Genomic DNA, 21,442 nt, shown 5'->3' with positions numbered 1-21,442 from the left:
CCGCGCACGACCCCCTCTCTCGAAAGGCAGTGCCCCGCGTGTCCACCACCCGAGCCGCCGCGCCACCCCGGGTCCTCGCCCGCGCCGTGAAGACCGGCGGCATGCCGAGCGGACGCCGCTCCGACCACCCGCTGGTCTTCCTCGTGCCGGCCCTCCTGGTCCTGGTCGTCTTCTTCTTCGTGCCGACGGTGTTCAACTTCGTCTACGCCTTCACCGACTGGTCCAGCTTCAAGGCCGCCATCGGCTTCGTCGGCGTCGCGAACTTCGTCGACCTCTTCCAGAGCGGCACGCTGATCCAGGCGCTGCGGGTGACGCTGGTCTACGCGGTGCTCGTCGCGGTGTTCCAGAACGTCTTCGGCCTGATCCTCGCGCTGCTGCTGGAGAAGGACACCCGGGTCAACCGCTTCGCCCGGGTGATGTTCTTCATCCCGGTGATCATGTCCGCCCTCGCGGTCGGCTACGTCTTCCAGGCGCTGCTCAAGCCGGACGGCGCGCTCAACGGGATCCTCTCCTTCGTCTCCGGGCAGCCGGTCTCGATCGCCTGGCTCGGGGACACCACCTGGACGATCGTCGTCGTCGCCCTGATCCACTCCTGGAAGTGGATGGGCCTGTCGATGCTGATCTATCTGGCCGGGCTCAAGACGATCTCCGGCGACGTGCTCGAGGCCGCGCGCCTGGACGGCTCCTCCTGGTGGCAGACCTTCCGCGACATCCGCTTCCCGCTGATCGCGCCGGCGCTGACCTTCAACGTCGCCACCGCGCTGCTCGGCTCGATGAACGGCTTCGACATCGTCCAGGCCACCACCGAGGGCGGCCCCGGCGGCACGACCGAGCTGCTCAACATCTTCATCTTCCGCACCTTCGGCCAGGGCCTGTTCGCCCAGGCGACCACGATGAGCCTGATCCTCTTCGTCACCGTCGCCGTCCTCGCCTTCCCCGTCATCCGCACCCTGCGCCGTCGAGAGGACGTCCTGTGAGCACCGTCATCGAGCGACCGGTCACCTCCACTCCCGCGGCACCGGAGTCGCGGGTCCGCCGCTCCCGCCGCCCGCTGCTGCAGCCGATCGCCGCCCTCGCCAGCGTCGCCCTGCTGCTCGGCGTGCCGTTCTGGCTGATCATCAGCACCGCGGGCAAGACCCAGGCGGAGGCGCTGAACCCCAACCTGGCCGCGCCCTCGCAGTGGCGGCTCTTCGAGAACTTCGCGACGGTCTTCACCGACGGCCGCATGGTCCCCGCGTTCCTCGGCAGCGTCCTCGTGATGGTGCCCTCGGTGCTCGGCGTGCTCGTGCTCGGCTCGATGGCCGCCTGGATCCTCGGCCGCCGCACCGGCCGCGGCATGGCCGTCGTCTACGCCCTCGCCATCAGCGGCATCGTCCTGCCGCCCGCCGTGGTCACCGTGGTGCTGCTGCTGCGCCAGCTCGGGCTCGCCGGCACCGCCGTCGGCATGGTCGGCGTGTACATGGGGATGTACCTCTCGACCGTGATCTTCTTCGTCACCGGCTTCGTCCGCACCATTCCCGCGGAGCTGGAGGAGGCGGCCCGCGTCGACGGCGCGCGGCCGATCCGGGTGTTCTTCACGATCATCCTGCCGCTGCTGATGCCGGTGCTCGCGACCGCGACGATCCTGATCTGCCTCTACATCTGGAACGACGTCTTCTACGCGCTCTTCGTGGTCGGCGGCCGGCTCGACACCCTGCCGCTGAACCTCTACCAGGTGGCCAGTGCCGGGCTCTACCTGCAGAACTGGCACCTGATCTTCTCCTATATCATCCTGATGAGCCTGCCCCTGCTCCTGGTGTTCGTCTTCGCGCAGCGCAAGATCATCTCCGGCATCACGAGCGGCGCGGTGAAGTGACCACCGCCGGAGCCCGCGGCACCGAGCCGGTCGCCCTCGCTCCGTCGTGGCTCGCCGGGCACTTGCAGGACGGTCGAGGACGGAAGCGGGACGGCGTGACGCGCGACAAGTCGACGAGGGCCCCGGTCATCGCCGACGTCGCCCGCCTCGCCGGCGTCTCGGTGCCGACCGTGTCGCGGGTGCTGACCGGTGCCGCGCGGGTCGCCCCGGACAAGCGCGAGCGGGTGCTCGCCGCCATCGCGGAGCTCAACTACCGGCCCAGCGCCGTCGCCCGGAACCTCGTCACCCGGCGCTCGCGCACCATCGCCGTCGTCGCCGGCAACACCTCGCAGTACGGCTACGCCGAGGCGATCCGCGGCATCGAGGAGGAGGCGCGCGCCGGCGGCTGGACCGTCACCATCACCGTCGTCGAGTCGGCGGACCCGGAGCACGTCGAGCGGGCGCTCTCCTCGGTGCTCGACCAGAGCCCCGACGGGATCGTCGTCCTCAAGTTCGATCCGCCCGGCGTGGCCGTGCTCGCGGCGATCCCGGAGACCGTGCCCGTCGTCGCGCTCTCGGGGGTCCGCGGGCGGCGGCCGCAGGCGGTGCTCGACGAGCTCCGCGCGGCCCAGGCGCTGACCGAGCACCTGCTCGAGCTGGGCCACGCGACGGTGCACCACATCCGCATCCCGCCGTCGCGGCGCGAGGACGGCCGCACGACCGGCTGGCGCCGCGCGCTGAAGGCCGCGGGAGTGGCCACGGCGCCGACTCCGCTCGAGGCGACCTGGGAGCCGGAGTCCGGGCGACTGCTCGCCGCTCGGCTGGTCGAGGACCCGACCGTTACCGCCGTCTTCTGCGGCAACGACGAGATCGCGATGGGAGTGATCAAGGGCATCACCGAGGCCGGGCTGCGCGTCCCCGAGGACATCAGCGTCGTCGGCTTCGACGACCACCCGCTCGCCCGGATGTGGACGCCCGCCCTGACGACGGTCCGCCAGGACTTCGCCGGCCTCGGCCGCCGCGGCTTCGGCCTCCTCCTCCCCGCGATGGAGGGCCGCACGGGCGCCGCCTTCTCCTCCGAGCTCCCGGAGCTCGTCCTCCGCGAGAGCACCGCGGCCCCGCGCCCGCGCGCCTGACCGCGGCGGGCGTGGAGAGAGGCACGCCTCCCGGAGGGGCGGGTCTCGATACGCCGCCGCCGGCGGCTACTCGACCAGCATGCATGGCGGCGCAGACCGTCCCCTCCCCCGCGGATCGGGCAGCCCGCCCTCCTGGCCCCCACATGCTGATCGAGCAGCCCGCTCCGCGGCCACCCTCTGCTGATCGAGCAGACCGCCCTCCGGACCCTCACATGCTGATCGAGTAGCCCGCGCAGCGGGCGTATCGAGATCCACCATCGCCGGACACATCGCGATTTGCTCCTGCCGCAGCGTCATGTGGTCTGCTCGAAGCACGTCCCGACCCGACCCGGAAGGCCAGCCATGCATCCGTTCCCGACCCCGCCCCGAGAGGTCCTGATCGGCGACGCCGCGGCGTTCGTCGGCGTCACGCCCCGGACGATCCGCCACTACCACCAGATCGGCCTGCTCCCCGAGCGGGAGCGGGGCGGCGACGGGCGCCGACGGTACGGGCACGCGGAGATCGTCCGGCTGCTCTGGATCCGCCGGACGGCCGACGCCGGGATCGCCCTCGACGACATCCGCGACGCCTTCGCCGGCGCCGAGCCGGTGGTCGCGGACGACGAGGACGAGGTCGCCGCCGTCCTCGCCCGGCTGGAGGAGACCCTCGTCGCGCAGGAGGCCGAGCTGCAGCGGCAGCGGGCGTCGGTGCAGCGCATGCGCTCCCTCGGCAGCCGGCTGGGCCTGCTCGACGACCTCGTCTCCGGCCGCCTCGAGAGCGCGCCCGAGGGCTCGCTGCGCCAGGACGACCTGGACGTCCTGCTGGTCACCGAGCGGGTGTTCGGCCCGCTCGGCGCCGCCATCCAGGCAGGCCGCTTCGCCGCTCTCGCCGCGCACCCCGACCTGCGCGCCGCGTCCGACCGCGTCGACGCCGCCGAGGAGGCCCTGGACGATACCGTCGCTGTCGACGACCCCCGCGTCGCGCAGGCGGCGGCCGAGCGGCACGCCTTCGAGACGGAGCTGCTGCGCGTCTGCACGGAGTCCGGTCAGCTGGAGGAGGACGACGCTCTCGCCGCGGCCTGGGGCGAGCGGCACCCGCCCGAGGACGCCGAGACGCCCACCCCCGCGGCCGATCCGCGCGCCAGGAGCGCGGCGGACGTCATCCGGAGCCTGCCCTATGACTTCTCCCCCGCCCGCGTGCGCTGCATGGAGCTGGCGGTGCAGCTCGGCGTGGAGGAGACGCCGGCGTCCTGACCGCGCGGGGTCAGCCCGCGCGGATGCGGTCGGCGAGCTCCTGCGCGTCCTCGTCGCCGCGGAGGATCTGCACCGAGTCCCCCTCGATCGCCTGCAAAGGCGGGCGCGCGAGTGGACCCGGAACGGGCTCCGGCCCGGGCGCGGGCCCGACGTGCGTTCACTCGCGCGAGCCGGCAGCGCCGAGTGGACGCGTACAGGGGCCTGCTCGCGACACGAGGCCCGTCGCGGGTCCACTCGAGGACTCGTGGTGATCGAGTGGGCCGCGGAGCGGGCGTCTCGAGATCCACTGTGCCCAGGAGGGCGGGTCTCGATACGCCGCCGGAGGCGGCTACTCGACCAGCATGTGCCGGACGCGTGACCTCCCGCACGGCGGACCCGGAGCATGCTGATCGGGCAGCCCGCGGAGCGGGTTCTCCTCGTGCTGAGCGGCCTGCCCGCACGGCCGGCCCGCCTCACGCTGATCGACCTGCCCGCTTCATGCTGATCGAGTAGCCCGCGGAGCGGGCGTATCGAGATCCACCGCGTCCAGCACGCCGGGTCTCGATACGCCGCCGGAGGCGGCTACTCGACCAGCATGGAAGGCGCACGCCGGCGGCTGCTCGGCCGGCGTGCGTCGGCTCACTCGAAGAGGGAGAGGGTGAGGGTGGAGCTGTAGTCGCCGGCGTCGACGGTGGTCGGCGTCTTGAGCGTCAGGGCCGCGTTGGCGGTCCAGGAGCCCTCCTCGGCGACGCCGGCGGAGTCGTTGGTGATGGCGAGGAGCTCCTGGTCGACGAGGCCGACGCCGTCCGGGCCGCCGTCGATGGCGGTGTCGACGACGTCGCCCTCGGCGACGAGGCCGGAATCGCCGCCGTCGATCAGATTCGGCGCCCAGCCGAGGTTCTCCGCGCCGATGGTGTCGCCGGTCGACGAGGTGAAGTCGCTCGCGGTGCCGAGGACGTACCAGCCGGCACCGGCCGGGATGTCGGCCGGATCGCGGGTGTCGGTCACCGTCACGGTCGGCAGGGTGCCGGTGAACTGGCGGACGACGCGGGTCGAGCCGTTCTCGGTCAGGGCGGTGGAGTCGCTCGCGACCGTCATCGAGAGCGAGCCGGGCGTGGTCAGCGGCGCGATCTGCACGTTCACGTCGACGTCGTCGGCGCCCTGCTGCTCGTCGGCGAAGGCGGTGCCGGCGACGCCGAGCAGGAGCAGGCCACCGGCGAGACCGGCGGCGCCGCGGGTGAGAAGGGGGCGGATCCGTGTGGAGCGGGTGGTCATGGCGGGGGTTCTCCGTTCTCCGGCCGGCCTCGTCGCCGACTCGTCGTCGCGCATCCCGCCCCTCCTGATCGATCATAATCGATCATCAAGGAGGGTCGTTCCGCGCTGCCGAGCAGACTATCCCGTGGTCGCTCCGCGAGGAAAGACCCTGTTCGCAAGCCGCTTCGCGCCGTTGCGCCCGTGAAACCGCTCGGATACGGTGACCACAGCGATCGCTCTCCTCATGTTCTGAAATGATCGGAGTTGGCGCATCGCTCATCCCATTCGACTCGACGACGAGGCGCACTCATGCAAAACCGCTCTCCCCGGCACGCTCGAGGCTCGCAGCCCGAGCCCCCCTCGCCCAGCAGGCCGCACCGCAGGAAGGAGGGGAGGGGACGGACCCTCGTCGCGGCGACCGCGCTCGGCGCCCTGCTCGCGGCGGGGCTCGCCCAGGTGCCGGCCGCCCAGGCCGCGCCGTCGGACGTGCAGGCCGTCACCGTCACGGCGGCCGACGTCGCCGCCGCGGCGAAGAGCGTCAACGCGCTGACCTTCAAGGGCTTCGGCATCCTCTCCGCGAACTCGACCAGCGCGCTGCTGCTCGACTACAAATCGCAGCACCCCGAGAAGTACTGGGAGCTGATCGAGACGCTCTTCGGCGGCGAGCACCCGATCATGACCACCATCAAGATCGAGATGGGCAACGACCGCAACACCTCGACCGGGCCGAACGTCGCGACGATGCGCTCGCGCGACGAGTACCCGAACGTGCAGCGCGAGCCCGGCTTCCAGCTGGCGGCGGACGCGCAGAAGGTCGCCGAGGGCGACGTGCACGTCAGCATCCTGCGCTGGAGCCGCCCCACCTGGGTGACCAGCGACGAGGACCAGTACATCTGGTTCAAGAACACCGTCCTGGCGGCGGAGCGCGAGTACGGGATCATGGTCGACTCGATCAACCCGGACACCAACGAGACCACGAGCCCGAACGCGGCGCTCTACAAGAAGTTCTCCACCTGGCTTCGCACCGACACCAAGGGCTACGAGGGCGCGAGCGCGCAGGACCCGAGCAACGGCTTCGTCTCGGCGGACGAGGGCGAGCGCTACCGCGCGATCCGCACGGTCGCGGCGGACACGGTCGGCACTCCCCCGACCTCCTTCGGCGACCAACTGAACTCGACGACCGACCCGTCGCTCCGCGACGCCGTCGACGTCGTCGGCTTCCACTACGCCACCTCGGACGACGCGAACGGGAACCTCAAGAAGTTCGCGCAGACCTACGACAAGGAGATCTGGAACTCCGAGGGCCAGGCGACCTTCTCCAACTCCGCCGACCGCCCGAACAACACCAATCCCGACGGCCAGGGCGGCACCGGGACCGAGTTCGGCGGCACCAACAGCGCGCTCGAGATGAGCAACTGGGTCACCTCCGGCTTCGCGAAGTCGCTCCGGACCCTGAACATCTTCCAGCCGGCGATCGGCTCGTTCTACGACGGCTTCCAGTACTCCTCGAAGGAGCTGGTCAGCGCGCGCGACCCGTGGTCGGGCTGGCTGTACTACGACGGCGGCCTGGCCGCGGTCGAGCAGTACACGCAGTTCGCGCAGCTCGGCTGGGAGAACGAGGACAACACCGCGGGCGTCTGGCGCGGCATCCCGCAGGCCTCCGGCAGCGCGCTCGGCGGCGGCAACCCGCCCAGCGGAGCCTCGACCGGCGCGGTGTCGTACACGACGCTCGCCGCGCCGGACGGCTCGGACTTCTCCACGGTGATCGTCAACGACAGCCCGTTCGAGAAGACCTACGCGATCTCCGCGGAGGACCTCGACCTGGGCGACGACCGCATGATGGAGGTCTGGGAGACCCGCGCGGCCGACGCCGGCGAGGCCTACGACGCGAACTACGTCGTGCCCGTGTCGGAGCTGTCCGCCGTGGACGGCACCTACACGGTGACCGTGAAGCCCTGGTCGACGGCGACCGCGACGACGCTCGACCACGCGGCGAGCGCCGGCGGTGTCCTCACCCCGCGCGAGGGCTACGGCTCGACCCTGCCGACCGCGCCCGAGTACACCGACGCCGACGGCGGCCGCGACGTGCTCGACACCGACGCGAGCGGCGACGTCAACGGCGTCACCACCGACTCCGTCCTCTACGCGGACGACTTCGACTACGCCGAGGCTGCGGACATCCGCTCCTACGACCCGGCGACCGGGGCGCTCGGCGACTCGGGCGAGTCGTTCCTCGACAGCCGCGGCGCGAAGGCGAAGCCCGCCGGCACCCCCGCGGTGCAGCCGGAGGACGACGGCGCGATCCCGCGCTACACGAACGACACCAACGGCGCCTTCGAGTCCGTGGCCACCGGCGACGCCGCGCGCGACCGCGTGCTGCGTCAGCAGGTCGGCCCGGGCATGAACGGCTCGGCCTGGAACGGCGGCGACCCGAAGACGACGATCGGCGACTACCGCTGGGCGAACTACCGCGCCTCGGTCGACGTGCTCTTCGAGAACGGCGGCACCCCGTACGCGACCCTCGGCGCCCGGGAGCAGGGCGGGACGCCCAACGGCCAGAACGTCTCCGCGGCCGAGCTGCGGGTCGACGCGACCGGCGCCTGGAGCCTGCTGCGCTACGGCACCTCCGTCGCGTCCGGCACCGCCTCCGCCACCCCCGGCACGGCGTTCCGCACCGGCACCGGAGTGTGGAACCGGATCGCCGTGCAGGTGGCGGGCGACCGCTCCACCGCGTACCTCAACGGCGTGCAGGTCGCCGCGTACACCGACCCGGCGCCGCAGGCCGCAGGGCGCGTGCAGCTCGGCTCGGCCTTCACCTTCACGCAGTTCGACGACCTCGTCGTCGAGCAGGTGCCCGGCTTCACTCCCTACTACTCCACCGTCGTCGACGGCATGCACCAGACCAGCTGGAGCGACGGCTCGACGCCGATCCTCGAGTTCGACGAGCAGTGGACCCACGTCAACGGCCAGGGCATGTTCGAGTGGCAGCGCACGGCGTCGAAGAGCACCGGGAAGGGCGCGGCGCTGAGCTACTCCTTCACCGGGACCGGACTCGACGTCCTCGGCAGCAACACCGGGGCGGCGACGCTCAATGTCACGGTGGACGGCGTCCGGGTGGCGACGAACGCGCCGACCTGGGCCGCGGGCAGCGAGCGCACGGCGTTCCAGCTCCGCGGTCTCGCGGACGGCGAGCACACCGTGGTGCTGGAGACGGCGAACGACGGCGTCCTGAACGTCGACGCGGTCGGTGTGGTCGTCGCGAACGCGGACTCGTCTGCGGTCGACACCACCGCCCTCGCGGCGGCGCTGGCGACGGCCGAGTCCTTCGTCGAGGCGGAGTGGAGCGCCTCCTCCTGGGCCCCCTTCGCGAGCGTCGTGGGTTCCGCCCGTTCGGCGCTGGCCGACCCGGCCGGCTACGGTCTCGACGCGGAGGGGGCCGCCGCTCTGGTGGCGCGCCTCAGCCGGACCGCCGCGGAGCTCGTGCCCGAGGGCGTGAGCACCGACGTCCGCGACCTCGGCCTGATCGCCGGGACCGCCTCCGCCGGACTGCCGAAGACCGTGACCCTCGAGGGCGCCGACCGCGCCGTGACCTGGGACGCGGGAGCCGCGCAGGCCCTCGCCGGGACGGCGGAGCTCGGCACGGTGCGGCTGACCGGCCGGACCAGCGAGAAGGTCGCGGCGACCGGCGTCTTCCAGCGCTTCTCGGTGCCGCTGCTCGTGACTCCCGCCGACCTGCGCTACTTCGTCGACTCGGGGTCGAGCGGCTCGGCGGCCGGATCCGCCTACGCGGCCGTGAAGGCGAGCCAGCCGGGCATCCTCAACGACGCCGCCGACCGGAAGTGGGACGGCGTCTCCGCGGGGAGCACGTGGGGCTACTCGACCACGTCGACCGGCGCGGTCGTCCCGGGCAACCCCGCGGACTGGAGCTCCTCGTACGTGCCGGCCGACTTCGGCAAGCCCGTCGTGACGCACCTGACCCTGCCCGCAGGGACCTACGACGTCGTCGCCGTGCAGGCGCCGCGGGCCGGACTGACCACCAACGTCGTCTCGACCGTCACCGCGGCCGGCACGACGAAGCGGGCCACCGCGGTCTCGACCGGGGCGGCGACGCCGGTGCGTCAGCAGGTGACCCTCGCGGCGCCGGGCGTCGTGGACGTGTCCTTCGGGACCGACGGGACGAGCGGCTACAACGCGCGGCTCGCCCTGGTCTACGTCCAGAGCGTCACCCGCGACCTCGGCTACCAGGGCGCGCTCACCGCGAGCGCCGCGCTGCCGACCACCGTGACGGTCGACGGCGCCTCGACCGGCGTCACCTGGGACGCGGACTCCGCGGCGCAGACCCGCACCGACTACGCGCCGGTGACCCTGCGCGGGACGCTCGCGAACAGCGCGAAGGTGACCGCGCGCTACGAGGTCGTGCCCGAGGGGCTCGTCTACTACATCGACTCCGGCACCGCGGCGACCTCCTCGCCGCAGTACGGCGCGGTGCAGGCGGCCGTCCCGTCGCTGCTCAACGCCGTGTCGGACCGGGCCTCGACCGCCGCCGACCAGTGGGGCTTCGCGCCCGAGGGCATGAAGGTGAAGACCGGGACGGACGTGAACGACAAGTTCTCGACCGGCCTCTACCAGGACACGACGCAGCTGATCTACCGACTGCCGCTGGCCGCCGGGACGTACACGCTGACGGGCGGGTTCACCGAGTGGTGGAACCTCAGCCGGACGATGAACCACACGGTCTCGGCCGGGGGCGTGGAGCTGGTCAAGGGCAACATCCCGCTGTCGGGCACGAGCACGCCGCTGACCGGGGCGCTGACCTTCACCCTCGCGGCGCCGACCACGGTGGAGTACCGGGTGACGAACGAGGGCGCGGGCGGCGAGAAGCCGGTGATCTCGTGGCTCGGAGTCGCGGCGGTCGCCCCCGCCGCCCCAGCGCTGCCGGACCTGGACGTGACGGTGCAGAGCCGGTGCGTCGCGGGCAAGGTGCAGCTGGGCGTCACCGCGGTCAACACGGCCGACGTGCCGGTGGGGATCACGATGACGACGGCCTACGGCGAGAAGGCGTTCACCGCCGTCGCGCCCGGCAAGAGCGTGTTCCACTCCTTCACCACCCGGGCCAAGACGGTGCCGGCCGACGCGGTCGACCTGACCGTGACGGGCACCGTCGACGGGGAGGACGTGACGCGCGAGCAGAGCGAGGAGTACCCGGCCGCGAGCTGCTGAGGAGCGGTGCGGGAGCCGGCGTCGCCTTCGTGAGGAGGGCGGCGCCGGCTCAGGCGTGTGCGGGGGCTGGAGCCTGGGGTGAGCCTGTGCGAGTTCTCAGTGTCCACTCCACGGAACTCGGGCGGGCGGCGGTCGCGCCTACGGTCGACCACGAGCACGACGGCGTGCGGCACTCCCCCTCGAGATCCGCTCCGACCGGAAGGCACGCCATGACCACCACGCTCGACCGCCCGACCACCTCCTCCACGGCCCGCCGCGGCGCGCTGCCGGGGGCCTCCGCCGGACTGCTCGTCCTCCGCCTCGCGCTGGGCGCCGTCTTCCTCGCGCACGGCTGGCAGAAGATCGCCGTCGACGGTCTCGCGGCGACGACCGAGGGCTTCGGAGCGATGGGGATCCCGTTCGCGGCCGTCCTCGCCCCGGTCGCCGCCTTCACCGAGCTGCTCGGCGGCGCCGCCGTCATCGTCGGCCTGCTGACCCGGATCGCCGCCGCCGGCCTCGCGATCACGGCACTCGTCGCGCTCGTCGTCGTCCACCTGCCGGGCGGCTTCTTCGCGGCCACCGGCGGCATCGAGTTCGTCCTGGTGCTGGCCGCCGGAGCGGTGGCCCTCGCGCTGACGGGCGCCGGCCGCCTCTCGGTCGACGCCCTGCTGCGCCGCCGCCGCTGACGTGGATCTGCTCGCGGGAGATGCCCGCAGATTGCTGGTCGAGTAGCCCGCAGGGCAGCCCATGCTGGTCGAGTAGCCCGAAGGGCGTATCGAGACCCACCACCGCCCGCTCGGTGGTCTGCCGGCTCCGGTCTCGGCCCGGGTGGATCTCGATACGCCCGCTGCGCGGGCTACTCGATCAGCATGGGGGGGGCGCAGTCCGCGGCCAGGGTGCCGGGCCGACCGCCTCATGCCGGTCGCGCAGCCCGCAGGGCACTCCCTGCTGGTCGCGCAAGCCGCAGGGCGATTCATGCTGGTCGAGTAGCCGCCTCCGGCGGCGTATCGAGACCCACCATCACCGAGACATCCGGGAGCAAGCCTCCTCCCCAACCCCCGATCCGCCTGCCCTCTCCCCCGATCGGCCCCTGCCCCCGCTTCGATGTCGGTGGCTACTGGTTCAATACGCGTATGTCAGAAGATGAGAATGCGGCGGCACTCGCGGAGGTGCGCAACTGCTTCGACGACTCCGCGGCCGCCGAGCGCGCCGCCTCCCCGACGCGCCTGAGGGCGGCCGAGCGGATGCACCGGGGCTACCGGCTCGCGCTCACCGTGCAGGAGGGCTTCGCCCGCGGAGCGTCCCGGAGTGAGACCCGCGACCTGGCCGAGCGCTCCATCCGCGCCGAGCTCGCGGTCACGATCGGCGTGTCCGAGCGGGAGGTCTGCCGCCGCCTCGAGACCGCGCAGATGCTGATGGAGCACCTGCCGCTCACCCGCGCTCTGCTCCGTGACGCGCGGATCCTCTGGGAGGTCGGCGAGGCGATCTGCAGGACGGCCAGCAGCCTCCCCGAGGCCTCCCGCGCGGCACTCGACGAGCGCGCCGCTGACGCCGCCCTCACGATGACGACGACCCAGCTGCGCCGAGCGTTGCAACGCTGGCGCGAGGAGCTGCACGAGCAGCCCCTCGCCGAGCGCCACGCCCGCGCGAAGGAGGACCGCGCCGTCTGGGTCACCCCGGACGTCGATGGCATGGCCACGCTCTGCCTTCACGCTCCCGCACCTGCAGTGACGGGCGCCTACGACCGGTTGCGCCGCATCGCCCGCACCCTCCGCGACGACGGCGATCCGCGCACCCTTCAGCAGCTCAGCGCCGACGCGGCCGTCGATCTGCTCTGCGACGGCGACATCGCCGGCACCACGCCGAACGAAGAGCACCGGCCCGACCCGACCTTCGTCCCCGGAGTGCGGGCCGAGGTGCGGCTCACCCTCGCGGCGTCCACCGCCGCGGGTCTCGACGACGCACCCGCGGACCTCGACGGCTACGGACCCGTCCCCGCCGACGTCGCCCGCGAGCTCCTCCGAACGGGAGCCTCCTTCACGCGGGTGCTCACCGATCAGGACACCGGCGCCGTCGTCTCCGTCGGCCGCACCTGGCGCGTCCCACCCGCGCAGATGCGCCTGCACCTCCAACTCCGCGATCAGACCTGCCGCTTCCCCGGCTGCACCCGCACGGCCTCGACAGCCGAGGCCGACCACACGATCGAGTGGCGCAACGGCGGCGAGACCTCTCTCGAGAACCTCGTCATGCTCTGCACGTCCCACCACCACGTCCGGCACGGAGAGCAGTGGAGCTACGACCGGATCGACGACGACGGGACGCTCGAGTGGACGAGCCCCACCGGCCGGCGGATCAACAACCGGCCGCCACCGCTGCCCGGCCGGCCGCCGGACCGGCCGCCGGGGCCCCGCTTCGACACTGTTCCCGCACCGTTCTGACGGTGGGTGGATCTCGACACGCCCGCTCCGCGGGCTACTCGATCAGCATGGTGTGCCCGAGAGGCGTGCTGCTCGATCGGCAAGGTGCGCCCGCGAAGCGTGCTGCTCGATCAGCCTGCAGTGCGCGCTTCGCGGCCCGGCAGAGCAGCACGCGTGCGGACCGCGCACCGCCTTCATGCTGGTCGAGTAGCGCGCAGCGCGTATCGAGACCCGGGTCCGGCAGACGGGGGATCTCGATACGGCCCGCGAAGCGGGCTACTCGATCAGCAAGGTGCGCCCGCGAGCCGTGCTGCTCGATCAGCCTGCAGTGCGCGCCTTGCGGCCTAGCCGAGCAGCACGCATCCGGACCCCGGATCGCCTTCATGCTGGTCGAGTAGCGCGCAGCGCTTATCGAGACCCGACCCCCGGACGGCGGTGGATCTCGATACGCCCGCGAGGCGGGCTACTCGATCTGCATGAGGCGCGTGCACGGCGCGTCCGCGTGCACCACGGACATGGTCAGGGGCGGGCGGCGGCGAGGAGGGCGCCGAGGCGGTCGAGCTGAGCCGGGTCCTCGAGGGCGGAGCCGACGGCGGCGACGCGCACGCCGGCGTCGAGGAAGTCGGAGACGTTGGCGGCGTCGAGGCCGCCGGTCGCGACGAAGCGGATGCCGGGGAAGGGGCCGCGGATGTGCTTGAACCAGCCGGCGCCGAGCCAGGTGGCGGGGAAGGCCTTCAGCCAGGTGAGGCCGAGCGAGGCGGCGAGCTGCACCTCCGAGGGGGTCGCGACTCCGGGCAGCAGCGGGAGATCGACGGCGCCGGCGGCGGCGAGGATGCGCTGGTCGAGGCCCGGCGAGACGAGGTAGCCGGCGCCGGCCTCGCGGGCGAGCGCGACCTGCTCGGGGCGGACGATGGTGCCCGCTCCGACGGTCTTGCCGCGCTCGGCGCCCAGGCGCGCGACCTCACGGAGGGCGACCTCGTCCTCCGCGGTCTGCAGCGGCACCTCGACCGAGTCGATGCCGAGGTCCCAGGCGGTCGTCGCGAGGGCGATCGAGCGCTCCACGCCCATCCCGCGCAGGATCGCCATCAGCGGGGCGCCCGCGAACACCTCGTCGAAGGGGCTCTCGGTCGGGCTTGCAGTCGGGGTGGTCGCGGTGGTGGTCGTCGCAGTGGTGAACGCAGTCATCGTCGTGCCGTTCTCTCGTCGAGGGAGTCGCCCGCCACGGCGAGGGTGAGGGCGGCGCGGTCGTGGCCGCGGCGCAGGCGTGCTCCGGGGTCGGCGCCCTGGAGCAGGGCGGCCAGGTAGCCGCCGGCGAAGGCGTCGCCCGCGCCGACCGCGTCGAGCACCTCCACCTCGTGCGACGGCTCGAAGACCGCGCCCGCGGCAGCAGCACCGGCACCGGCACCGGCATCAGCGCAGAACACCGTCGCGCCGATGTGGCCGTCCTTGACGACCAGCTCGGCGACGTCCGGGAACAGCGCCCGGACGTCCTCGGCGGTGCGGGTGCCCCACAGCGTCTCCGCCTCGTCGCGGCCGACGAAGACCACGTCGGCCAGCCGGACCAGCTCGGCGAGGACCGGCGCGGCATCGGCGACGCTCCAGAGCGCGGCGCGGTAGTTGACGTCGAGGCTCACCGGAATGCCGAGCTCGCGGGCGCGGAGGGCCGCGCGACGGAGGAAGCGGTCGGCCGGCTCCGAGAGCGCCGCGGTGATCCCGGAGAGGTGCAGCAGCGCCACGTCGTCGAACGGAGCGGCATCGGCGTCGGCGGTGTCGAGGTACGCGGCGGCCGACCCCGCCCGGTAGTACGAGACTCCGCGCCCGGGGTCCTTCACGTAGACGCCGGTGGGACGCCCGGGGTCGCGGACGACGCGCGAGACGTCGATCCGCCGCGCCGCGAGCTGCCGCAGCACCCGCTCGCCGAGCGCGTCGGCGCCGAGGCGGCTGTGCCAGCGCACGGGGACGCCGAGCGCCGCCGCGTGCGCGAGCACGTTCGACTCCGCACCGCCCGCGTCGACGAGGAAGTCGTCCGCGTCGGCGACCGAGCCGCCGCAGGGCACCAGCACGGCCATGGTCTCCCCCATGGCCAGCAGCACGCCGCCGGCAGCGGATCCGGACGTCACGCCAGGTCCTTCACCGGCGCCGCATCCATGTCGTCGAACGCCTGGTTCTCGCCCGCCATCGCCCAGACGAAGGAGTAGGCGGCGGTGCCGACGCCGGAGTGCAGCGACCAGCTCGGCGAGAGGATCGCCTGGCGGTCGGCAACGACGAGGTGCCGGGTCTCCTGGCGCTCCCCGAGCAGGTGGATGACGCGCGCGTCCTCGGGCAGATCGAAGTAGAGGTAGCACTCGGTGCGGCGGTCGTGGGTGTGCGCGGGCATGGTGTTCCACATCGAGCCCTCGTGCAGGGTCGTCACGCCCATCACGATCTGGCAGCTGCGCACGCCGTTCTCGTGGATGTACTGGTTCAGCGTGCGGCGGTTGCTCGTCGCCTGCTCGCCGAGCTCGCGGACGGTGCCCTCGCCGGGCGCGACGAGGACCGAGGGGTAGCTCGTGTGCGCGGGGGCGGAGAAGAGGTAGAACTGCGCGCCGGAGTCAGTCGAGCCGGCGTCGGCGTCCTCGAACGCCACCGCCTCGATCCCGCGCCCCAGGTACAGGCACGCGCCCGACACCAGCGTGTACGTCTCGCCGTCCGCGGTCACCGTGCCGGTGCCGCCGACGTTGACGATCCCGAGCTCGCGGTGCTCGAGGAACGTCTCGCTGCGGATCTCCTCGTAGCCGGTCAGCTCGAGGCGCTGCCCCGCGGGGACGGCGCCGCCGAGCACGATGCGGTCGTGGTGCGTGTAGACCAGCCGGATCTCGCCGGCGACGAACACCTCCGGAACGAGGTACTCCCGGCGCAGGTCCTCGGTGGTCATGCCGGGGATCTGCGAGGGGTTGGTGGCGTAGCGCTGCTCCATGGGGAGACTCCTGTCGGGTCGGTTCTGGTCGGGTGGGTTCGGGGAGCCGGTCGGCGTCAGCGCACGAGCCAGCCACCGTCGACGGGGAGGATCGTCCCCGTGACGTAGGCGGCGGCGTCCGAGGCGAGGAACACGAAGGCGCCCTGCAGATCGGCGGGCGTGCCCCAGCGGCCGGCCGGGATGCGCGCGACGATCGACGCCTCGCGGGCCTCGTCGGCGCGGATCGCGGCGGTGTTGTCCGTGGCGAGGTAGCCGGGCGCGATCGCGTTCACGGTCACTCCGGAGGCGGCCCACTCGTTGGCGAACGCCTTGGTCAGTCCCGCGACCGCGTGCTTCGACGCGGTGTAGCCGGGCACGGTGATCCCGCCCTGGAAGGACAGCATCGAGGCGACGGTGATGATCCGCCCCGAGCCCTGCGCGATCATCCGCCGGCCGGCCGCCTGGGTGAGGTGGAAGACCGAGTCGAGGTTCACCTTCAGCACCTCGTCCCAGTCCGCGGCGCTGTGCTCGGCCGCGGGGGTGCGCTTGATCGTGCCGGCGTTGTTGACCAGAACATCGATCCGGCCGAGCTCGGCGACGACCTCGTCGATCGCGGAGTGCAGCTCCTCGGGCGTCGCCGCCGCGAAGTCGCGGCGGATGAGGTGCGCCCGGCGGCCCAGCCCGCGGACCAGCTCGGCGGTCTCGCTCGCGTCGCCGCGGTCGATCAGCGCGATGTCGGCACCGGCCCCGGCCAGCGCCAGCGCGGCTCCCCGGCCGATGCCCCGGCTGGTCCCGGTGACGGCGGCGACGCGGCCGTCGAGGCGGAAGGCGTCGACAGTGAAGGCGGCGGTCATGGTCGTCCCTTTCGGAAGGTCGTGGTGAGGGAGCCGATCCCGTCGACGCGGATCGTGACCGCGTCGCCGTCGGCCAGCGGGCGGTGTGCCGCGAGCGCCTCCGGCAGCTTCTGCGGGCTGCCCGTGGCGATCACGTCGCCCGGCTCGAGGGTCATCCCCTCGCTGAGGTGGTGGACGAGCGCCGCCATGCTGAAGACCAGGTCGGCGGTGCTCTGCGAGACGGTGACGACGCCGTCGCGGATCACCTCGACGCGGAGGTCGCCGGTGTCCGCGATCTCGTCGGGCGTCACGAGCCACGGGCCGAGCGGGGCGAAGCCGTCGGAGCACTTGCCGAGCGTCCACTGGCTGGAGCGGCCCTGCCAGCTGCGCTCGGAGACGTCGTTGATCACGGTGTAGCCGGCGATGTGCGAGGCCGCCTCCTCGAGCGGGATGTCCCGCCCGCCGCGGCCGATGACGAGCGCGATCTCGCCCTCGTAGTCGACGTCGGTCGCCGTCAGCGGCAGCGTCACCGGGTCGCCGGGGGCGCCGAGGGTGTTCGGCGTCTTGACGAACACGTCGGGCGTCGTCGGCACGGGCCGGTCCTCGCCGCCGGCGGGCACGTGCCCACGGTAGTTGTAGCCGATGCAGAGGATCTTCCCCGGCACGACCGGCGGCAGGAGGCGGAGGGAGTCGAGCGGGACGGTCGCCGCGCCGACCGCCCGGGCCGCGGTCAGCAGCGCGCGGTCGGCGAGCAGCTCCGTGACGGTCGCGGCGCCCAGGTCGAGCACGCGATCGCCGGCGCGGTCACCGTCGCCGTCGCCGTCGAGCACGACCCCGGTGCGAGCGCCCTCGGCACTCTCGAATCGGACGAGTCTCACCAGTAGGGCCGCCATTCCGGTCGCGAGACGCGCATCAGCGCCTCCAGGTAGAAGTAGTCGCCCCAGAGCGTGCCCTCGTCGACGCCGACGTTCTTCGGCAGGTCGTAGACGCTGTGCAGCAGGACGGTGTCCGCGGCCTCGGGGCTCTCGGGAGCGCACTCCCGGATCAGCGCCGCGAGGATCCGGTGCGCGGCGTCGCGCCAGCGCGCGGCGCACTCGGCGTCGGTCTCGACCAGGGCCAGCTCGAGCAGTCCGCAGACCGCGATCGCCGCCGCCGAGCTGTCGCGGGGCGCGTCGCTGCCCTCCGCGTAGACGAGGTCCCAGTAGGGCACGAGGTCGCGCGGCAGGTGCGCGAGGAAGTACTCGGCGCAGGCCCGCGACGCCTCCAGCAGCGCGTCGTCGCCGAGCACGCGGAAGCCCATCGCGAAGCCGTAGACGCCCCAGGCCTGCCCGCGCGCCCAGCAGGAGTCGTCGAACGCGCCCTGCTCGGTGCCGCCGCGCAGCGGCTCGCCGGTCTCGGCGTCCCAGTAGAAGGTGTGGAAGGTGGAGGAGTCGGGGCGGAGGATGTTCACCCGCAGCGCCTCGATGTGGCGCGCGACGGCCTCGGCGTAGCGCGGGTCGCCGGTCTGCTCGCCGGCCCAGGTCAGCAGCGGCATGTTCATCAGCGAGTCGATGATCGTGCGGCCGCGCTGCTTCGGGTCGCGGAGGTCGCCCCAGGCCTGCACGATGCCGGCCGTCGGCAGGAAGCGCGTCATCAGGTGCTCGGCGGCCTCGAGCGCCGCGGTGCGGCCGAGCTCGTCGCCGAGCAGCCGGAAGGGCGCGACGCAGGAGAGCGTGTAGAGGAAGCCGAGGTCGTGGGTCTCCAGGTCCTCGCCCTCCCGCACGCGGCGGGCGAAGTCCTGCAGGTGGCCGCGGGCGGCGTCGAGGAAGACGTCCTCGCCGGTCGCCTCCCAGGCGATCCACTGCATGCCCGGCCAGAAGCTCGTCGTCCAGCCGCGGTTGGCGCCGGCCGCGAAGCCCTGCGCCGCGGGGCGGATCGGGTAGCGGCCGTCCGTGGTGGTGTCGTCGGGATAGGCGGAGCCGAAGGCCCCGATCATCCGGCGGACGACCTCGAGGGCGTCCGCCACGGCCTGCTCGGTGGTCGTCCTCCCCGTGGTGGGTGGAGTGGTCGTCATGGGGAGAGTCCTTCGTGGGAGGTCAGGCCGCGACCGGCTGGTCGGCGGCGAGCGCGGGGCGGAGGGTGAACCGGGCGTTGGCCCAGACCAGATAGAGGGCGGGAGCGGCCGAGACGCCGAGGGCGAGCGCGGGCGAGGCGGTGAAGAGGTACGCCTGGAACGCGAGCACCAGCAGCGAGACGACGGACAGGTGCCAGCGGCGGGCGGCGAGGAACACCGCCGCCTTCACGGCCTGCCGGAGCGTCGAGGTGCCCGCCTCCGCGAGGGCGACGAGCGCCACCGGGACGCAGCCGACCACGAGCAGGGCGATGACCGTGAGGAACGGGATGACGACCACGCCGATCTGCGTCGGCGCGAGGAACCGCACGTCGACGAGCACCAGGACGACGACCGCGGTGGCGGCGGCCAGCAGCCACACGGGGCGGCGCCAGCTCGCGCGCCACGCCCGCCAGAACGTCCGCACGACCGCGGTCTCGCCGCGCGAGTGCGCCGAGAAGACCGCGGCGGCACCCATCAGCGCCGGCGCACACAGCGGCAGCGCCACCGCGAGCAGCGGCCAGGAGAGCACCGGATCCGTCGTCACCAGCAGCAGCACGAGCGGCAGGCAGGCGACCAGGAGCAGCACGTTCGTCACCAGGATCAGGTAGGCGACGCCGAAGAGGGAGGCGTAGAGGCCGTTCGGGATGCGGCGCACGATCAGCCCTTCAGTCCGCTGGTCGCGATGCCCTCGACGAAGTACTTCTGGCCGAGGAGGAAGATCACGGCGATCGGGACCACCGAGATCACGAGGCCGGCGAACAGCAGCGCGTAGTTGGCGTCGTAGAGGGTGCTGACGAAGCTCTGCAGTCCCAGCTGGATCGTCCAGAGGTCCGGGTTCCGCAGGTAGATCAGCGGTCCGAGGTAGTCGTTCCAGGTGGCGACGAAGGTGAGCAGCGTGAGGCTCGCGATCGCGGGGATCGAGAGCGGCACCATGATCCGCGCCCAGATCCCGTACTCGCTCAGGCCGTCCAGTCGCGCGGCCTCGGAGAGCTCCTCGGGGATGGTCTCGTAGAACTGCTTCATCAGGAACACGCCGAAGGCGCCGAAGGCCTGGATCAGGATGATCGCCCAGAGGGTGTTCGAGACCTTGAGGTTCGACAGCAGGATGAACTGCGGGATCATGTACGACTGCCACGGAACCGCGATCGTGCCGATGTAGACCAGGAACAGCACGTCGCGGCCCGGGAAGCGCATCCGCGAGAAGCCGTAGGCCGCGAACGAGCCGGTCAGCACCTGCAGCACCGTGACGACGACCGCGAGCAGCAGTGTGTTGCGGATCCAGGTGAGCATGCCGGACTGGGTCCAGATCTCGACGTAGTTGCTCCAGACGAAGGTCTCCGGGAACCACTTCACCGGCACGGAGAACACGTCGTTCGGCGTCTTCACCGAGCTCGTGATCATCCAGAAGAACGGCAGCAGCAGCGCCGCGGCGGCGATGATCATCACCGCGTAGCCGAGGACGCGGCCGACCCGGCGAGCCGGGGTGCGCCCGGCCTCCGTGCGGCGCGGCGGCAGCGGCTCGTTCACGCCGACGACGGTCGGGGCGCCGTCGGGGATGAGAAGTCCGGTCATCGGGACTCGCTCCTTCGGTTGAGGAAGAACTGGGCCAGCGTCACGAGGATGCAGAGCAGGAAGAGCACGACCGAGACCGCCGACGCGTAGCCGAACTGGTTCTCCTGGAAGCCCTTCTGGTAGATGAACTGCGAGAGCACGAGCGTCGCCTGGCCCGGACCGCCCTGCGTCATCACGAGGATCAGGTCGAAGATCTTGAACGAGTTGATGGTGAGCATCACCGTCACGAAGAAGGTGGTCGGCCGCAGGCACGGGATCGTCACGTTCACGAACCGCTGCCAGACCGAGGCGCCGTCGACGCGGGCGGCCTCGTGCAGCTCGCGCGGCACGGTCTGCAGCCCGGCGAGGAACAGGATCATGTAGTAGCCCATGTCCCGCCAGGTGCTGATGATCACGACCGCGGGCATCGCCCACTCGGACGAGGTCAGCCAGCCGGGCGGGTCGGAGATGCCGATCAGGCCGAGCAGCTGGTTGATCGGGCCGTACTCCGGGCTGAAGAGCAGGTTCCAGACCACGGCGATCGCGACGATCGAGGTGATGTAGGGGAAGAACGCGGCGGTGCGGAAGAACGCGACGCCGCGGAGCTTGTTGTTGAGCAGCAGCGCGAGCCCGAGCGAGACGACGAGCGTCAGCGGGATGTGCAGCGCGGCGTAGTAGAGCGTGTTCAGCAGCGCGATGCGGAAGCTCGCGTCGCCGATCAGGCGCTGGAAGTTCGCGATGCCGACCCAGTTCGCCTGGCCGAAGACGTTCCAGTCGGTCATCGACATGTAGAAGAGGGTGATCACCGGCACGAGCGTGAGCGCGGCGAAGCCCAGGAAGTTCGGGAGGATGAAGGTCCAGCCGATCAGCATGTTCCGGACGGCGTACGCGGAGCGTCGTCGTCGGGGCGGCAGGGGCGACGGCGTCGGCGGAGTCGACGGGCCGGCGTCCGCGGCGGCGAGGGTCGTCATGAGACCTC

The 21,442-nt window shown here is 72.2% G+C and carries 17 protein-coding genes; 7 read left to right on the top strand and 10 right to left on the bottom strand.

The window, feature by feature from the left end; translation table 11 throughout:
• Positions 1-38: 38 nt before the first annotated feature.
• The 4 genes from EDF22_RS18105 to EDF22_RS18090 all read left to right on the top strand — a co-directional run bounded on the left by EDF22_RS18105 (position 39) and on the right by EDF22_RS18090 (position 4,203).
• Entirely contained in the window at positions 39-977 is a 939-nt protein-coding gene (locus EDF22_RS18105; protein WP_243839860.1) for a carbohydrate ABC transporter permease, read from the top strand.
• Entirely contained in the window at positions 974-1,855 is an 882-nt protein-coding gene (locus EDF22_RS18100) for a carbohydrate ABC transporter permease (protein ID WP_260303545.1), read from the top strand. The genes EDF22_RS18105 and EDF22_RS18100 overlap by 4 nt, the downstream gene beginning before the upstream one ends.
• Positions 1,852-2,970 (top strand): LacI family DNA-binding transcriptional regulator, encoded by a 1,119-nt coding sequence (locus tag EDF22_RS18095; RefSeq protein ID WP_260303544.1) that lies wholly within the window; start codon positions 1,852-1,854, stop codon positions 2,968-2,970. The genes EDF22_RS18100 and EDF22_RS18095 overlap by 4 nt, the downstream gene beginning before the upstream one ends.
• A gap of 342 nt (positions 2,971-3,312) precedes the next feature.
• Entirely contained in the window at positions 3,313-4,203 is an 891-nt protein-coding gene (locus EDF22_RS18090) for a MerR family transcriptional regulator (protein WP_123706204.1), read from the top strand.
• A gap of 618 nt (positions 4,204-4,821) precedes the next feature.
• On the opposite strand, the gene EDF22_RS18085 is transcribed toward EDF22_RS18090, so the two are convergent.
• Positions 4,822-5,457 (bottom strand): hypothetical protein, encoded by a 636-nt coding sequence (locus EDF22_RS18085; protein ID WP_123706203.1) that lies wholly within the window; start codon positions 5,455-5,457, stop codon positions 4,822-4,824.
• A 288-nt stretch (positions 5,458-5,745) separates the two neighbouring features.
• On the opposite strand from EDF22_RS18085, the gene EDF22_RS18080 reads away from it, so the two are divergent.
• From EDF22_RS18080 to EDF22_RS18070, 3 genes are all read left to right on the top strand, one after another.
• Positions 5,746-10,656, top strand: a complete 4,911-nt coding sequence (locus EDF22_RS18080) for a hypothetical protein (RefSeq protein ID WP_123706202.1) — start codon at positions 5,746-5,748, stop codon at positions 10,654-10,656.
• A 209-nt stretch (positions 10,657-10,865) separates the two neighbouring features.
• Entirely contained in the window at positions 10,866-11,321 is a 456-nt protein-coding gene (locus EDF22_RS18075) for a DoxX family protein (RefSeq protein WP_123706201.1), read from the top strand.
• Between the two features lie 447 nt (positions 11,322-11,768).
• Entirely contained in the window at positions 11,769-13,073 is a 1,305-nt protein-coding gene (locus tag EDF22_RS18070; RefSeq protein ID WP_185039097.1) for an HNH endonuclease signature motif containing protein, read from the top strand.
• Between the two features lie 498 nt (positions 13,074-13,571).
• Here the strand turns inward: EDF22_RS18070 and EDF22_RS18065 are convergent, their stop codons facing one another.
• From EDF22_RS18065 to EDF22_RS18025, 9 genes are read right to left on the bottom strand one after another with little or no spacing between them, the layout of a single operon-like run.
• Positions 13,572-14,237: a bifunctional 4-hydroxy-2-oxoglutarate aldolase/2-dehydro-3-deoxy-phosphogluconate aldolase gene (locus EDF22_RS18065; protein ID WP_123706199.1), complete on the bottom strand. Its 666-nt coding sequence runs from the start codon at positions 14,235-14,237 to the stop codon at positions 13,572-13,574.
• Positions 14,234-15,172 (bottom strand): sugar kinase, encoded by a 939-nt coding sequence (locus EDF22_RS18060; protein ID WP_260303543.1) that lies wholly within the window; start codon positions 15,170-15,172, stop codon positions 14,234-14,236. The genes EDF22_RS18065 and EDF22_RS18060 overlap by 4 nt, the downstream gene beginning before the upstream one ends.
• Positions 15,169-16,008 (bottom strand): 5-dehydro-4-deoxy-D-glucuronate isomerase, encoded by an 840-nt coding sequence (gene kduI, locus EDF22_RS18055; protein ID WP_123706198.1) that lies wholly within the window; start codon positions 16,006-16,008, stop codon positions 15,169-15,171. Before kduI ends, EDF22_RS18060 begins: the two co-directional genes overlap by 4 nt.
• A gap of 56 nt (positions 16,009-16,064) precedes the next feature.
• Positions 16,065-16,841 (bottom strand): 2-dehydro-3-deoxy-D-gluconate 5-dehydrogenase KduD, encoded by a 777-nt coding sequence (kduD, locus tag EDF22_RS18050; protein ID WP_123706197.1) that lies wholly within the window; start codon positions 16,839-16,841, stop codon positions 16,065-16,067.
• Positions 16,838-17,698: a fumarylacetoacetate hydrolase family protein gene (locus EDF22_RS18045; RefSeq protein WP_260303542.1), complete on the bottom strand. Its 861-nt coding sequence runs from the start codon at positions 17,696-17,698 to the stop codon at positions 16,838-16,840. The genes kduD and EDF22_RS18045 overlap by 4 nt, the downstream gene beginning before the upstream one ends.
• Positions 17,695-18,873 (bottom strand): glycoside hydrolase family 88 protein, encoded by a 1,179-nt coding sequence (locus EDF22_RS18040; RefSeq protein WP_123706195.1) that lies wholly within the window; start codon positions 18,871-18,873, stop codon positions 17,695-17,697. The genes EDF22_RS18045 and EDF22_RS18040 overlap by 4 nt, the downstream gene beginning before the upstream one ends.
• A 22-nt stretch (positions 18,874-18,895) precedes the next feature.
• The gene (locus tag EDF22_RS18035) at positions 18,896-19,567 is read right to left on the bottom strand and encodes a ferredoxin-NADPH reductase (protein WP_123706194.1); all 672 of its coding nucleotides are present in this window, start codon (positions 19,565-19,567) and stop codon (positions 18,896-18,898) included.
• A gap of 2 nt (positions 19,568-19,569) precedes the next feature.
• Positions 19,570-20,484: a carbohydrate ABC transporter permease gene (locus EDF22_RS18030; RefSeq protein WP_123706193.1), complete on the bottom strand. Its 915-nt coding sequence runs from the start codon at positions 20,482-20,484 to the stop codon at positions 19,570-19,572.
• On the bottom strand, positions 20,481-21,434 hold the full coding sequence (locus tag EDF22_RS18025) for a carbohydrate ABC transporter permease (protein ID WP_123447343.1): 954 nt from the start codon (positions 21,432-21,434) through the stop codon (positions 20,481-20,483). The genes EDF22_RS18030 and EDF22_RS18025 overlap by 4 nt, the downstream gene beginning before the upstream one ends.
• Between the last annotated feature and the right edge of the window lie 8 nt (positions 21,435-21,442).

Origin of the sequence: Rathayibacter sp. PhB127 (genome assembly GCF_003751665.1) — a bacterium.
GTDB classification, from domain to species: Bacteria; Actinomycetota; Actinomycetes; order Actinomycetales; family Microbacteriaceae; genus Rathayibacter; species Rathayibacter festucae.
This window is presented reverse-complemented; position numbering and strand designations above follow the sequence as displayed.